Origin of the sequence: Nocardia testacea NBRC 100365 (genome assembly GCF_000308775.1) — a bacterium.
Taxonomy (GTDB): Bacteria; Actinomycetota; Actinomycetes; order Mycobacteriales; family Mycobacteriaceae; genus Nocardia; species Nocardia testacea.
This window is the reverse complement of sequence record NZ_BAGJ01000260.1, coordinates 13,924-27,720: the sequence shown is the minus strand read 5'-3', so window position 1 is coordinate 27,720 and position 13,797 is coordinate 13,924. Positions and strand designations below refer to the sequence as shown.

The following is a 13,797-nucleotide window of genomic DNA, read 5'->3' as shown; positions in this document are numbered from 1 at the left end:
CCCTCACCGATCCGGTGACAGCGGTTCGGCTCCTTGGGATCACGGCGACACCGGCTCGGGTGGTGGAAGCGGAGGAAGTAGCTGCGGCGGAGGAAGTAGCTGCGGCGGAGGAAGTAGCTGCGGCGGTGGTAGCAGTTGTGGCGGTGGTAGCAGTTGTGGCGGTGGTTCGTCGTCCTAGCCGGCCGGGCCGGGGCCACTGGCTCGGCCGCCTTGCCGGAAGCACGGGTGCGAGACGAAATATCAAGGGCTCGAACCATTACCGAAGCATGTGGCTGTAACTTGAAGTAGCGTTTAATATTTCGCGCCGAATGGCCCGAAGGGGTTGTGGGACTGCACAAATTATGTGTCTTCGATTGGGACTTTCCTGCACCTCGTCCCATGGATGGGAACCGCACGGCGTGTTGGACTCATACCGATTCGGTATCGGTGGAACTGCGCAATTTCACACCCCGTCAGGGACTTTCGGGTCGAAACCGAAATTGTCCGGTTGTGTGCGGGAGTATGCGTAAATCCGTCATATCCGGCGAAACGGTCTCCGGTTGGCCGAGTGTGGCGCGCGCACCATAGAGCGTTCTCGGGTGCCACGGCCCGCGGGAAATCGTTACTGTGCCTGCCGTGGTTACCGCATTGGTAGTGCTCGCAATCCTGATTCTCGTTGCCTCCGTCGTCCATCTCGCCAGCCGTCCCCCGGAGGACCTCCGTCCCCGGAGAGAACGTGCGCGGGTCGGCTCGGAGAGCTACTCCGACTGACCCGCACCATTCGCGGGCGATAGCACGACCACAGCAATCGGACGCTTCGTCTTCCGCTGGTACTCGCTGTATCGGCCCTGATTCACGGCGTCCACCAACCCCCAGCGGCGCGCGTACTCCGGATCGTCGGGCAGAGTGACCCGGGCCCGAACCGGTAACGCGCGCCGCCCGACTTGGATCTCACACTCCGGCCGCGCGCGTAGATTCGCCAGCCATCCCGGCGGCCGCGGCGATCCGCCGTTGGACGCTGTGACCAGATAATCCGCCCCGTCCCTGGCGTAGGTCAGTGCCGACGTCCGCTTCAGCCCGGTCCTGCGTCCCACGGTCCGCAGCAGCAGGGTCGGATTCCCGAACAGCAGCCGATGCCCCACCAGCCCGCCGCTCTTCTCGTACAGCCACTGATGCGCCCGCAATGCCCGCACGAACAGCTTCGCCACGCGCCCTCCTCCGCTCCGGCAACGATCCCCAGCCTAGCCAGGCACCCGGCGCCCACCCCCCGATCCCGATCGACTGGCCCCTGTCACGTCGACCGGGTAGCATCCGACACTTGCGACCTCAGGTCGCGACCAGGGGCGGTAGCTCAGTCGGTTAGAGCCGTGGACTCATAATCCATTGGTCGTGGGTTCGAGCCCCACCCGCCCCACACAGTCATGGGACACGGCGTCGATCTCGTGGTGCCGGAGCTCGTGCCCGCCTGTCCGGTGTGTCGTCCGGCCACCGATACGCCGGCGCAATTCGTCCACGAAGCGGGGCCACCGGCGCGGTCACGGTGCCCGGTGGGGGAGACCGAGCGCGCCCCTCACCTCGACAGCTACCGAATCGAAGCGGCGGCTTCCGGGCGTGCGCCGGTCGTATGGCTTAAGCTGTGGCCTCGGCACCACGAAGTGCCCTGCGGTATTCGATCTGGCTGTTGTATCGAAGCGTCACCGTTTTCTGCTAATGGTCTGCTGACCAGCAGTGTCGTGCTGCGTCTGCGGCGATCGTGCCTTTCGGCTCGACACCTGCCCTGGATGAACCACACGCATGAAGGATCGGTATGAAGAGCGAAAAACGTGCCTGGGTCGCAGTGTTGACAGGAACCCTTATCGCCGCGGGTGGTGGGGCGATCGCCGCACCGCCGGCGTGGGCGCAACCTGCCCCGCTACAGTCCCACGGCAGCGGGGGCGACATTCTCCGTGCCGAAGCGTCGCAAGTGGTGGCGGCAGCCCCCGGGATACCCGGGACGGTGCCGGCGAGGTCGACACGCCTCACCTATGCCAGCAGCGATACCCATGACGCGCCGACCACGGTGGTGGGCACGTACCTGGAGCCGCTGACGCCGTGGACCGGCCCGGGGGATCGCCCGCTGGTGGCATACGCCGGCGGCACCCAGGGGCAGGGCCCCGAGTGCGCGCCCTCGGCGATGGTGTCGCAGGTGGTGCGCTTCCAGCCGCCGGCCGACATGATCTTCGAGTACGACGTCATCGCGATCTATCAGCTGCTCGCTCGCGGTATGGGAGTGGTGATCACCGACTATCACGACCTCGCCGCGCCGGGTATCCACAACTTCCTCAACCGCAAGACGCAGGGCTACGCGGTACTCGACTCCGCGCGAGCCGCGTTGCGGCTGCCCGAGACCGGCCTCGGTCCGAACTCGCCGGTCGTGCTGTACGGCTACTCCCAGGGCGGTATGGCCTCCGCGGCGGCGGCCGAGCTGCAACCGAAGTACGCCCCCGACCTGAACGTGCGCGGCGCCTATGTGGGCGGGCCCCTGGTGAGCCCCCAGGACTACATCGCGCGCTTCGACGGCCGCCCCGGTGTCGCCACGGCCATCGCATGGATCGTCAACGGTATCGCCGCCGACTATCCCGAGACCCGTCCGGTGCTCGACGCCGCGCTCAACGACACCGGTAAGGGGATCATGAACGCGGCGATCGGCAAATGCGGCGGACTCTCCAGCAGTTTCACGCAACCGCAGAACACGACGCAATGGACCACCAGCGGGCTGCCGCTCACGGCCGTGATCGACGGCTCACCGGAACTGAAGCGGGCATTCGACGAGCAGCGGCTCGGCGGGAGCGCCCCCGCGGTGCCGGTGCGCATCTACTCGGCCAGGCACGATGAGGGGGCCCCGTATCCGGCCGTGCACGCCATGGCCGCGAGCTGGTGTGGTGGCGGCGCCGCCGTGCATCTCGAGTCCGACGCGGGGCTGCCCCCCATTTCCGCCGGAATGCTGGGCACCCACGATGTGGCGTTCTTCCCGTCCCTGGCCAATTCGCAGCAGTGGGTGACCGATCGCCTCGCCGACGTACCGGCCCCCGTCAATTGCGCCGCCCTACCCTGATTCCGCGGAGGCACCGCCGATTCCGGAATCCGACAACCCGACCGGCAGCACAGGCCTGCCACTGTCACGCATTCTCGGCTGACCGCGTGCATTCCGGTACTTTTCCCGGCCGTGGCCGGTCCAGGGGCGGTCTCCGCTCCGGACCGGCCCCGGCCGGGCGTACCGATATATGCGGCGTTTTCAGCGTTTCCCGTGTTTCCACCCAATTGAATGACCGGTTGAACGAGCGAGACGGATATGACACCTCTCAGACGCGGAAACGCGCGCGATCACAAACGCTACCTCTGGATTCTGAGCACTCTGGCACCCGGCTGCGCGCTACTACCGGGGCAACTGGTGCACGTCACCGGGCTCGCGCTGTTCTGGTGGATCGGCCCGATCCTCGTGTTCGTGGTGATCCCGGTGCTGGATATCGTGGTGGGTTGCGATGGGGTCAGTCCACGCGACGAAGACTACGAGGCCCTGTCCAACGACCGCTATTACCGTTGGTGCACGTTTCTCTTCCTGCCCATGCAGTTCGTCGGTCTGGCCATCGCGGGATACATGTGGTCCGGTGCCGAACTGGGGCTCGTCGACAAACTGGGGTTGACCGTCACGCTGGGAATCGTTTCCGGTATCGGCATCAACGCGGCGCACGAGCTCGGGCACCGGGTGGAACGTCTCGAACGCTGGCTGGCGAAGATCGCACTGGCGCAATCCGGTTACGGTCATTTCTTCATCGAGCACAATCGCGGCCATCATGTCCGCGTCGCCACCCCCGAGGACCCGGCGAGCGCTCGCTTCGGCGAGCCGCTGTGGGCTTTCATACCGCGCAGTGCGGTGGGTGGTTTCCGTTCGGCGCTCACGCTGGAACGGGAACGTCTGTCCCGTAAGGGCAAGAGGTGGTTCTGCCGGGACAATCAGCTGCTGCAGGCGTGGTCGATGAGCGTCGTGCTGTTCGGCGCGATGGTTCTCGCCTTCGGCCCCGTCGTTCTCCCGTTCCTGGTGCTGCAGGCGGTGATCGGCATCGGGTTGCTCGAGACCGTGAACTACCTCGAGCACTACGGTTTGCTCCGCGCCCGCCGCGCCGACGGCCGGTACGAGCGGTGCTCACCCCGCCACAGTTGGAACAGCGACCGCCTGGTCACCAATATCTTCCTGCTCCACCTCCAACGGCATAGCGACCACCACGCGAATCCCGGCCGCCGCTACCAGACGCTGCGCAGTTCCGACGAGGCCCCGCAGCTGCCGTTCGGTTACGCCACCATGGTCCTGCTCGCCGCCGTTCCACCGCTGTGGCGCGCGGTCATGGATCATCGGCTCCTCGCCCACTACAGCGGCGACATAAACCTCGTCAACCGGAAGCCGCGACGATGCCCGGCCGAACTGTCCGATGAGTCCGGGCAACTGCTGGTGTGACGGCGTAGCGGTGTGCCGGATCGGTTTCCGGTTCACGGAGCCGGGGAGCAGGCGGCGGTGACGGCCGCGGTGTCCCAGTAGAACGGCCGCACTTCGGTGATCAGTCCGCCGGCCACGGTGATGGTCTGCAGCATCGGGAAGTTCAGTTCTCGTCCCGTGGCGCGGGACCGCGCCCGGACGTGGGTGAGGACGACGAGCGGGCCCGACTCGGACAAGATCGTCTGCTCGGCCATGTCGAAACGGTCCCAGGTGGCACTCATGGCGAGGAAGAATCGCTGCATACCGGCGTGGCCACGCCAGACGCCGCCGTACGGGAGACCGTCGGCTTGGTGGAGTTCGACCTCGGGTGCGAAGAACGGCGCGAGCGTGGTGAACGAGGCGCGGCCGGGGCCGCCGGCGGCGAGGTACTCGGCTTCGGCTCGATACATACCTTCGAGGACGTGCCTGGCCGACTGTGCGGAGGTTGCGGTCATGGAACAACTATCGGAGCGCGGTGAACGATCTGCCAGCGGTAATCGGACACGGCGTTCGCGGGTGGCCGGCATCGCTGTACCCACCGGAGGTCACGAGCCATACTGCCGCGCAGATTCTTGCGTGCCGGGCCCGCGCGGGACGCGATATCCGGATCAATTCGCGAAGCGGGCGATTGCGGCGAGAACGGCGGTGCGCAGGGCAGGGCTGCCGGTGTGCCCGGAGTCGTCGATGATCTGTAGCTCGGCGTCGGGCCAGGCGCGGGAGAGTTCCCAGGCGGTGCGCAACGGTGCGGACAGGTCGAGCCGGCCGTGGACGAGCACACCCGGGATACCCGCGAGCCGGTGGGCGTCGCGCAGCAGGCTGCCGTCCGCGAGCCAGGCGGCGTGGGCGAAATAGTGGGTGCAGATCCGGACGAAGGCCAGCCGGGACGCATCCGGTTTCGCGCTGTACTGGCCGGGCGTGCCGAGATTCTCGTGCGCGATCACGGCGTCCTCCCATGCGCACCACTGCTGGGCGGCCTGCGCGCGGACCTCGGGGTCCGGATCTTCCATCAGTCGCCGATACGCTTCCACCAGCTCCGTGTCCTGGACCCCGGCCGGGGCGCCGGCGCGGAACTGTTCCCATTCGACCGGGAACAGCAGCCGCAGGCCGTGGTAGAGCCAGTCGATCTCCTGCGGGCGGGTGGTCGTCACTCCGACCAGCACGATAGCGGTGACCCGTTCCGGGTGCCGTTCGGCGTAGGCGAGGATCAGGGTCGAACCCCAGGAGCCGCCGTAGAGCAACCACCGCTCGATGCCCAGATGTTCGCGCAGCGCTTCCATATCCGCGAGCAGATGTTCGGTAGTGTTGTGCCGCATATCGACCGCCGGATCGGCGGCGTGCGGCAAGCTCTCGCCGCAGCCACGCTGATCGAACAGCACGATCCGGAACACCTCCGGGTCGAACCCGGTGCGCGCACCGCGGTGGCCGCCGCTGCCGGGACCGCCGTGCACCACCAGCGCGGGGCGGCCGTCCGGGTTGCCGCTGGTCTCCCAGTAGATCCGGTTGCGGTCGCCCACCTCGAGCAGGCCCGAATCGTAGGGTTCGATCGGGGGAAAAGGTTGCGGGGCTCCGGAAGCGGTCACGGGGCAACGGTAGTGGGCAGCGAGCCGCCGCTCCGCGGTGGCCGGTGCCGGGCTTCGCGCGGTGGCACCGGCGGATCAGCCGATATCGAACACGATGATCCCGGCCACCCGATTGCCCAGGCGTGCGAGAGGTGCGACCTCTGCCGTGGCGGCGCGCGGCGGTACCACTCGCGGCGCACGCACGGTGAGCACGCCACCGCGACACCGCAACCGGGCGTGTCCCGCGGCCACCGCGTTCCGAACCCAGTCGGTCTCGCCGTGGAGCAGAACCACCGCCACGGCCCCGCCCCTGCGGAAAATGCAGATCGGAGTTTCGTACCGGGTTCCCGATTTCCGGCCGGTGTGCTCGATCACGGCGTAGCCCGGGAGGGAGGGGGCGAGGCGCCGCATCCACGGGTTCACGAACCGCACACCGAACCGGTCGATCCAATCAGGAAAGTAGTGCGGCAGCGAAGCGCCGGTCTCCGTCATCTCGCCGAGCCTACGAGCACGTGATGCGGCGGACATCCGTCCGCGGGTGGATCTTTCGGTAGCTCGACGGTGTCCGAGACGAGGGAACCCGGGCCGGCGCCGGTCGGAGGGCGCGTGTTCAGGCGGCGTGGGCGGTGTAGATGTGCCGGGCGAGTTCGTCGCGCATGGCGATGAACCCGGGGTCGGCGCGGACCTCGGTGAAACCGGCGTCGCCGAGATCGCTCTTGAACTCGGTCGGTTCGTCGTAGATGATCCGGCCCGGCCGCGCGCCCATGACGATGACCCGCGTTCCGAGCAGCAGCGCCTCGTCGATGCTGTGGGTGACGAACAGGACGGTGCTGCGGCGTTCCCGCCACAGTGCCAGGAGTTCGCCCTGGAGCTTTTCCCTGGTGAGCGCGTCGAGGGCGCCGAAGGGCTCGTCCATCAGAATGATTCGCGGATCGTTGATCAGGACGCGGGCGATCTGGACGCGCTGCTGCTGGCCGCCGGACAGTTCGTAGGGGCGCCGCTCGCCGAGCCGGTCGAGGCCGACGAGGGTGAGCAGGCGGTCGGCCTCGGCCTGTCGCCGGGCGCGCTCGATGCCGCGGACCCGGGGCCCGAATTCGACATTGCGCCGGACCGACAGCCAGGGATAGAGGGTCGGCTGCTGGAAGACGACGCCGCGATCGGGATCCGGTCCGGTCACCGGCCGGTCACCGACCCGGACCGTGCCGCCGCTGGGGGTCAGGAACCCGGCCAGGATGTTCAGCAGGGTGGTCTTACCACAGCCGGACGGGCCGACCACACAGACGAACTCACCGCTCTCGATGGTCAGGTCGGTGGGCGCGAGCACCTGAGTGGGCGATCCACCGCCCGGGTAGCTCATGCTCACCGCGGAGAGGACCACCCGGTGGTTCGTGGCGGTCACTGTGCCGCTGCCCGCGCGGCGTCCGGGTAGATGGCTTCCCGGTAGGACTGTTCGCCGCCGACCGCCTCGACCCCGCCCTGGCTCAGCAGGAATTCCGCGGTGTTGTGCAGCGCACCGGCGAAATCGCCGCCCAGATATTCCGGCCCGGCCTGCTCGGCCGCGGTCGGGTAGGTGTAGCCGGCCAGCTGCGGGCGCGCCAGCCGCGGGTCGATCCCGAGCTGGGCGCCGATCGCCACCGCGGCGTCCTCGGGGTTGTCGCGTACCTGCTCGATGGCGTAGTTCTGGACTTTCGCCCACACCGCCGCGAACGCGCTGTTCCGGTCGAGGAAGGCGGTGGTGGCCGCGGCGACATCGAAGGTCGGGGCACCCTGGGCCGCGGTCTCCGCGCTGGAGGTCAGGACGGTGCCGCCGGCCTCGGTGAGCTCGGACAGGGTCGGATCCCAGACCCAGGCCGCGTCGATCTGATCGCCGGACCAGGCGCCGGGGATCGCGGCCGGTTGCAGATTGATCAGGTTCACCTGGCCGGTCAGCCCGGCTTTGCCGAGCGCGGCGAGCATGCTGTAGTGCGCGGTGCTGCCGAACGGCGTCGCGACCCGCTTACCGCGCAGACCCGCGAGCGAGGTGACCCCCTTGTCCTTGACCACCAGGGATTCCGATTCCCCGATCACATCGTGGATCCACAGCACCCGCACCGGCAGGTTCAGTGGCGCCGAGACCGCCTTGGTGGCCGGGCTGGAGCCGAGGGTGCCGATATCGATACTGCCCGCCCCGAACGCCTGCACCACATCGGCGCCGGAGGAGAACTGGCTCCAGGTGACGGTCGCGTTCGGCAGGCACGCCTCCAGCAGCCCGCGATCCTTGACGAAGAGGTCGGCATTGGGGATCGCCTGGTAGCCGATGCGGGCGGTCGCGGTGACACCGGTGTCGGGGGCGAACGGGCAGGCCGCCGCGCCGTCCCGGGCGCCGCTGTCGCCGCGCCCGGATTCGACACAGCCGGCGGTGGCGGTCACGCCGAGGGCCAGCAGTAGCGCGGCGGCGCTCCGAAGTGTGCGTTTCATGCCTTGCCTTTCCAGGGGACCGCCACATCGCCGGCCAGTTTCAGGAGGGAATCGAGGGCCAGCGCCGCGCAACCGATGACGATGATGCAGGCGATGGTCAGCGGGGTGTCCAGCTGCGTGCCGGAAATATAGGCGAGCCCGCCGATACCGGGGATGCCGTTGTTGAGTTCCGCGGCGACCACGGTGGTCCAGGCGAACGCGGTGGCCAGCCGGATCCCGCCGATGACCTCGGGCAGGGTGGCGGGCAGTACGACGCGGGTGATCACCTGGACCCGACCGGCGCCGAGCGAGCGGGCGGCGTGCAGGTAATCCTGTTTGACGCCGGTGACGCCGTTCAAGGTCGCGATGGCGATGGGCGGGAACGCGGCCAGGAAGAGCAGCCAGATCTTGGAGACATCGCCGATTCCGAACCAGACGATCAGCAATCCGATGTAGCCCAGCGGAGGCAGTGCGCGCAGGAAGTTCAGGATCGGCTCGGTGATCAGCCGGACCGGGGTCAGCATGCCCATGACGAACCCGGTGAGCGGCCCGGCCAGCACGGCCAGTCCGACCCCGGCGCCGATGCGCTGCAGGCTGGCGGCCAGATGCTCCCACAGGTAGTAGTTCTGTTCGCCGATCACCATCCGGTCGACGCCCGGCGCGATCCGATGCCGGGTATTGGCCCGGACGAAGGCGTCCCAGACCGCACCGGGCGAGGGCAGATACAGCGGATCGACCAGACCGGCCGCGGTGACCAGCACCCAGAGCACGAGTACCAGCGCCAGGGCGGCAAGCCTGGTCGCGAACGGCCGGATCAGGCGCCGGTAGCCGGCGCCGCGGCCGGATGGGACCGGTGGGGCGGTGGTGGCCGGCGTGAGATCGGTCGCGGTCACCGCGCACCCCTGACGATTCGCCCCATGTCGGTCACGACACACTCCACACTTCCGCCCGACCAGGGCCGCTGAGCCGATCGTCGGCGACCGGCGGGAGTGGGGACGGTACCGGGCGCGGCGGACGGCCGGCAGGGTTGCGCGCGGCGTGAGCGAAACCCGGTGTCCGGATCAGGCCGGGATGCCGCCGAGGGAGCCGAGGAAACGCCAGGTCGCCAGTTCGTCCTCGGGGCCGCCGAGGTCGGTCTGGGTGATCAGCAGTTCGGTGGCGCCCGCGGCCACGTAGCGGCGCAGTTGTGCCTCGACCTCGGTCGCGGTGCCGATCACGGCCAGCTCGGCCGCGGTGGCGACGCCTTCGCGTGCCAGGACCGCGCGGTAGGACGGGATGCGGTCGTAGAAGGCCATCTGCTCGGCGGCCCGGGCCCGCGCCCGTTCCGGACGATCGGTCACCACCACCGCGACACCGGTGATCACGCGGGGGCGGGGCCGGCCCGCGGTTCGGGCGGCGGCGGCGAGGCGCGGCACGATCTCGTCGCCGAGGGTGCGCGGCCCGGCCAGGAACGGCACGATACCGTCGGCGAGTTCGCCCGCGGCGGCGACGGCCTGGGGACCCATGGCCGCCACGACGATATCGGGATCGTCGCCGCCGGCCACCACCGCCGACAGCGGCGGGACCGCGGTGACCGTCTCGCCGGTGAAATCGACCGTCCCCGTGGTGAATACCGAGCGCAGCACCGTGAGGTACTCACGCAGCCGCCGGATCGGCCGCTCGGTGCGGATACCGAACGCGGGTTCTTCCAGACCGGGCGCGCCGAGGCCGAGGCCGAGGGTGAATCGGCGATGGGTCGCGGCATGCGCGGTCTGTGCCTGACTCGCCACCACGAGTGGATGGCGCGGGTTGATCGGGACCACCGAGGTGCCGACATGCAGACCCGGAACCGCCGACCCGACCACCGCGGCCAGCACCAGGGCATCGACATCGAAACGCTGTCCGAACCAGACACGATCGATCCCCAGCCGCTGTAGCAGGCGGGCCCGGTCGATCACATCGTCGACGGCATCGGCCGCGGCGGGCCGGGGAGCGAGGGCGATGCCGATCGGTGCGCTGAGTGCCATGACGGCGCCAACAGCGCTACCGGCCGTAGGTATTCCGTCTCGTTCAGTGTGCGCCGGAACCGTGACAGTCACCGGCGGTGGCGATATCGTGTCCGCCCCGGCGGCGGTGGTTCACGACCGGGCAGCGGCGGTGGCCGCCGGGCCGGTCGCCTTCCGGCCACCTTTCAACCAGAGCGCGGAACCGGGTTTGCGCGCTTCGCGCCGGAGTTGCCAGAGCGTGCCCTTGCAGATGGCTTCCTTGACCGCCACGGCGATCCGGCCGGCCAGGAAGAGATTCACCGGTGTGTCGTCGCGGCGGGCCACCTGGATCAGCGCACCGCCGCGCCCCAGGCTCAGGGCCGACCCGGTGAAGGCCTGGTCGATAGGGGTGGCGGCGGTGTCCGCGAGCCGGCTCAGCACGGTATCGGCGGCCTGGGCGCCCAGTGGGATCGCGGCCTGGCAGCTCATCCGCAGGGGCTGTCCGGAGGGCGCCGCCGCGTCCCCGGCGGCGATCACCCGGTCGTCGTCGACGCTGGTGAGGGTTTCGTCGGTGCGCAGCCGCCCCAGCTCGTCGGTGGACAGGCCGCTGGCCCGGGCCAGGTCTGGCACGCCGAAGCCCACGGTCCAGACGGTCACCGCGCTGGGCAGCACGGTGCCGTCGCCGAGAACGACTGCGCTTGGCCGCACTTCGGTGACGACGGCGGTATCGAGGACCTCCACACCCAGCCGGCGCAGCCGCCCGGCCGCCGAGCGGCGGCCGGGCGCGCTGAGCGCGGGTCCGAGCAGGCCGCCACAGATCAACCGCACTGTCCGGCCACCCTGTTCGGCGAGTTCGGCGGCGGTCTCCAGCCCGGTCAGGCCCGCACCGACAATCGTGACCGGCGCGTCCCCGGCAGCGCGGGCCAGCGCCTCGCGCAAGCGTTGCGCCTGCTCGTACTCGGCCAGCGGATAGGCGAACTCGGCCGCACCGGGCACCGCCGGACCCGCGGCGGTACTGCCGACGGCGTAGACGAGGTAGTCGTAGTCCAGGGTGGTACCGGAGGCCAGGCGGACGGTGCGGGCGGCGGTATCGATATGGGTGGCGGAGTCCACGAGCAGGCGGGTCCCGGCGGCGAGCAGGGTGTCGTAGCCGGTGGTCGCCGTTCCCGTGCCGGCGACGAACTGGTGCAACCGGATGCGTTCGACGAAGTCCGGTCGCGGATTCACCAGAGTGATCTTCAGGTCCGGCCGGCGGCGCAGCCGGTTGGCGGCAAGGGTTCCGGCGTATCCGCCGCCGATCACGACCACATGGGTGCGCTGGTGGGGCATGGTGGCTCCGTTCTCTGGGTTTCTGTTACCGAGGACGAGACCGGGGGGCCGTTCGTGACGCGGTGTGAGCGGGGTCATCGGCCGGTGCCGGGCGCCCGGACCCGCGGGTGCCGTGGAGACGGTGCGACGGTGCTCCGTATGTCGGTGCCGCTTGCTAATTTTCGCGTCGAAGCGCAACGACGACGAGCGGGACCAGTATGACCACGGCAACCACGACCTATCTCGAACTGTCGGAGGAAGGAGGATCGGCGCACAAGTTCTACGAGGTCGCCGTGGACGGTACCCAGGTGACCATCCGGTACGGGCGGATCGGTGACCAGGGGCAGAGCAAGGTCAGCTCCTTCGCCGACGCCCGGAAGGCGCAGGCGGCCGCGCAGAAGAAGATCGGCGAGAAGGTCCGCAGGGGCTATGCCCCCGCGGTCCCGGGCGCGCGGGCGGCGCGGCCGGTCACCCGCCGCGCGATCACCAGTGGCCGTTCCACCGCCCGGACCGCGCCGGTGCTGTGGACCTTCGATTCGGGCGCCGCGGCGTTCGGTATCTTCATCGACTCCGAACGCTGCTGGGTGGGCAACGAGAACGGCGACGTCTTCACGCTCACCCCGGCGGGCGAGGTGACCGGGCGCTTCCGGCTGCCGGATGCGGTCAAATGCATTGTCGCCGACGATTTCTGGATCTACGCGGGCTGCGACGACGGCCGGGTCTACGATCTGTCGGGCAAGGTGCCGCGGGCGGCCTACGATATCGCCGCCGACGTCGATATCTACTGGCTCGATATCCACGACGGCATTCTCGGCGTCTCCGACGTGCAGGGTGGCCTCACCGTGATCGACCACGAAGAGGAATCGTTGTGGTCGCGGCGCAGCCAGGGCGATTCGGGCTGGATGGTGCGGATCGACGCGGACGGGGTGTACCACGGGCATTCGGGCGGGGTCACGAAATACGATCTGGGCTCCGGTGACCACCGGTGGCACCGCGGCACCGGTGGCGCGGTGCTGTTCGGCTGGCAGGAGGCCGCGGCGGTGTACGCCGGTACCGCGCGCAACCAGGTGCGCATGCTGGACAAGGGTGGCCGCGCGGACCGGGCGTTCCAGTGCGATGCCGCGGTGTACTCGTGCGCGGCCTCGCCGGATGGGCGCTATGTCTTCGCCGGCGACAACTACTCCTCGGTGTACTGCTTCGACGCCGACGGCCGCCGGCTCTGGAAACTCGGTACCGGCTGTGGTTCGGCGTATTCGATGCAGTACCACGACGACCGGCTGTACCTGGTCACCACCGCCGGCACCCTGGCCTGCCTGGATGTGAGCGAGACCGCGGTCCGCGACGCCGAACAGGGTGTGCTGCCGCAGACCCTTTCGGTGAAGGCGCCGTCGCTGACCGCCGTGGTGCCCAGTAGCACCGTGGAGGTGGCCACCGACGCCGGAGGCGGCGTGGTCGTCGAATGTATCGATGTGGGCGGGCGTCTGCGGGTCCATATCGTCTCGCCGGGCTACCGGCGGGAATGGAATGTGCAGTTCCCCCGGGATATCCGGCAGGCCGGCACCCGCTATGTGGTGGACGGGGTGGCCGAGTCGGCGCGCGGCGGCTTCTACCGGGTGCGCGGGGATATCCGCCGGTTGACCTGATCAGGCACTGCGCGCGTCGATCCCGGCGGCGTCGGAAACGGCCCGGGCGCTCATCACTTCGGGCAGGTGCTCCCGGGCCCAGCCGCGGACGTGTTCGATCACGCCGAGCAGGGAGCGGCCCAGCGGGGTCAGCTCGTACTCGACGCCCTGATCGTCGGTGGCCCCGACCGGGCGGCGGCACAGCAGCCCGTCACGTTCCATCGCCGCCAGCGTCTCGGCCAGGACCTTGGCACTCACCGGCCGCAGATGCCGCCGCAGTACCCCGAAACGTTGCGGCGCGTCCTCGAGGGACAGGACGATCATGGCCGTCCATTTCCCACCGATCCGGATCGGGAAACTGCTCATCGGGCAGGCCGGGTCGAAGGTGGGCAGCTTGGTTTCGGGCCTGGTCACCGCTT

General features: G+C 69.2%; 13 protein-coding genes and 1 tRNA gene. 4 read left to right on the top strand and 10 right to left on the bottom strand.

Annotated features, from left to right (window positions below; all coding sequences use genetic code 11):
• Positions 1–737: 737 nt before the first annotated feature.
• Positions 738–1,187: a nitroreductase family deazaflavin-dependent oxidoreductase gene (locus ON38_RS27805; protein WP_039828013.1), complete on the bottom strand. Its 450-nt coding sequence runs from the start codon at positions 1,185–1,187 to the stop codon at positions 738–740.
• Positions 1,188–1,319: 132 nt separating this feature from the next.
• Between ON38_RS27805 and ON38_RS27800 the strand changes: the two genes are divergently transcribed.
• From ON38_RS27800 to ON38_RS27790, 3 genes are all read left to right on the top strand, one after another.
• A tRNA-Ile gene (locus ON38_RS27800) sits at positions 1,320–1,393 on the top strand.
• A gap of 393 nt (positions 1,394–1,786) precedes the next feature.
• Complete coding sequence (locus ON38_RS27795) at positions 1,787–3,073, top strand: lipase family protein (protein WP_039828012.1); 1,287 nt, start codon at positions 1,787–1,789, stop codon at positions 3,071–3,073.
• Positions 3,074–3,310: 237 nt separating this feature from the next.
• Complete coding sequence (locus tag ON38_RS27790; protein ID WP_051165303.1) at positions 3,311–4,471, top strand: alkane 1-monooxygenase; 1,161 nt, start codon at positions 3,311–3,313, stop codon at positions 4,469–4,471.
• Positions 4,472–4,503: 32 nt separating this feature from the next.
• On the opposite strand, the gene ON38_RS27785 is transcribed toward ON38_RS27790, so the two are convergent.
• The 8 genes from ON38_RS27785 to ON38_RS27750 all read right to left on the bottom strand — a co-directional run bounded on the left by ON38_RS27785 (position 4,504) and on the right by ON38_RS27750 (position 11,777).
• On the bottom strand, positions 4,504–4,944 hold the full coding sequence (locus ON38_RS27785) for a nuclear transport factor 2 family protein (protein ID WP_039828011.1): 441 nt from the start codon (positions 4,942–4,944) through the stop codon (positions 4,504–4,506).
• A gap of 153 nt (positions 4,945–5,097) precedes the next feature.
• Positions 5,098–6,069, bottom strand: a complete 972-nt coding sequence (gene pip / locus ON38_RS27780; protein WP_039828010.1) for a prolyl aminopeptidase — start codon at positions 6,067–6,069, stop codon at positions 5,098–5,100.
• Between the two features lie 75 nt (positions 6,070–6,144).
• Positions 6,145–6,540: a nitroreductase family deazaflavin-dependent oxidoreductase gene (locus ON38_RS27775; RefSeq protein WP_039828009.1), complete on the bottom strand. Its 396-nt coding sequence runs from the start codon at positions 6,538–6,540 to the stop codon at positions 6,145–6,147.
• Between the two features lie 118 nt (positions 6,541–6,658).
• Positions 6,659–7,447 (bottom strand): ABC transporter ATP-binding protein, encoded by a 789-nt coding sequence (locus tag ON38_RS27770; RefSeq protein ID WP_039828008.1) that lies wholly within the window; start codon positions 7,445–7,447, stop codon positions 6,659–6,661.
• Positions 7,444–8,505 (bottom strand): taurine ABC transporter substrate-binding protein, encoded by a 1,062-nt coding sequence (locus ON38_RS27765; protein WP_039828007.1) that lies wholly within the window; start codon positions 8,503–8,505, stop codon positions 7,444–7,446. Before ON38_RS27765 ends, ON38_RS27770 begins: the two co-directional genes overlap by 4 nt.
• Entirely contained in the window at positions 8,502–9,377 is an 876-nt protein-coding gene (locus ON38_RS27760) for an ABC transporter permease (protein WP_039828006.1), read from the bottom strand. The genes ON38_RS27765 and ON38_RS27760 overlap by 4 nt, the downstream gene beginning before the upstream one ends.
• Positions 9,378–9,545: 168 nt before the next feature.
• Positions 9,546–10,490, bottom strand: a complete 945-nt coding sequence (locus tag ON38_RS27755; RefSeq protein WP_039828005.1) for a TIGR03564 family F420-dependent LLM class oxidoreductase — start codon at positions 10,488–10,490, stop codon at positions 9,546–9,548.
• 111 nt (positions 10,491–10,601) lie between these two features.
• Positions 10,602–11,777 (bottom strand): NAD(P)/FAD-dependent oxidoreductase, encoded by a 1,176-nt coding sequence (locus ON38_RS27750; protein ID WP_039828004.1) that lies wholly within the window; start codon positions 11,775–11,777, stop codon positions 10,602–10,604.
• Positions 11,778–11,974: 197 nt separating this feature from the next.
• Here ON38_RS27750 and ON38_RS27745 point away from each other — a divergent pair, with 197 nt between their 5' ends.
• Entirely contained in the window at positions 11,975–13,399 is a 1,425-nt protein-coding gene (locus ON38_RS27745) for a WGR domain-containing protein (protein WP_039828003.1), read from the top strand.
• Here ON38_RS27745 and ON38_RS27740 read toward each other — a convergent pair whose 3' ends face one another.
• Entirely contained in the window at positions 13,400–13,792 is a 393-nt protein-coding gene (locus ON38_RS27740) for a winged helix-turn-helix transcriptional regulator (RefSeq protein WP_039828002.1), read from the bottom strand.
• Positions 13,793–13,797: the final 5 nt, after the last annotated feature.